Annotated in this window: 1 protein-coding gene; it reads right to left on the bottom strand. The window is 67.0% G+C overall.

Annotated features, from left to right (window positions below):
• Positions 1-399: 399 nt before the first annotated feature.
• Positions 400-681 (bottom strand): hypothetical protein (locus ACK4SE_RS14025; protein WP_409693950.1); only part of this gene is annotated, 282 nt, incomplete at its 5' end.

The following is a 681-nucleotide window of genomic DNA, read 5'->3' as shown; positions in this document are numbered from 1 at the left end:
ATGCAGACCTGCGCGACGTGCGCGTGTGCAGAGCGAAGCGCACCCTGCAGTTCCGCGTGCCCGTGCGCATGCGTGCGTCACATGCATGGCTCGTCGCTGCAGTGCTTGTGCTCACACTTGCTTGCATGCAGTGGAGTATGTGGAAGACTATGATCCGCGCAACCCTCAGCACGCTGTCGAGATTTTGTTCGCCTCCGAGTCCGACACTGCACGAGTGCATGCATTGGTACGCGTGTCCGGCTTGCGGGCGTTGCCTGCCTTGCTCATGCTGCTGCCGTCGCCACCGCCGCCGCCACCGCCGCCGCCACCGCCGCCGCCACCCCCGCCGCTGCCGCAGCTGCGCAAGTGCCACGTGATTCGATAGGGACTGCCAGCGCGACAATGTACATGCCGACTTTCTCACTTCCGAGCGCCTGCTTGGTACGGAAACGTGGCCCTGCGGAAGTCGGCTTGACCGTGCCTGCCCGCCGTGCGTGCCAGTGGGACGGCCGTGTCGGGCAGCGGCTCGCCCGGCTCCACGGTACAGCCGTACGGGTCCCTCTCGCGCCGCCCCTTCTTTGTCTTGCCGCGAATCTTCCGCTTCCGATCCTCCTTCGCCACCCGCTTGGCCACGTTGGGCGCCAGCGGGTTGGCAAGCAGCGCTGCCTCGCGCTCAGCGCGCTCCTCCAGCAGCGCAGTCTC

It is taken from the genome of Brevundimonas sp. (genome assembly GCF_046293315.1).
Taxonomy (GTDB): Bacteria; Pseudomonadota; Alphaproteobacteria; order Caulobacterales; family Caulobacteraceae; genus Brevundimonas.
The sequence above is the reverse complement of the archived record's forward strand: the minus strand, read 5'-3'. Positions and strand labels throughout refer to the sequence as shown.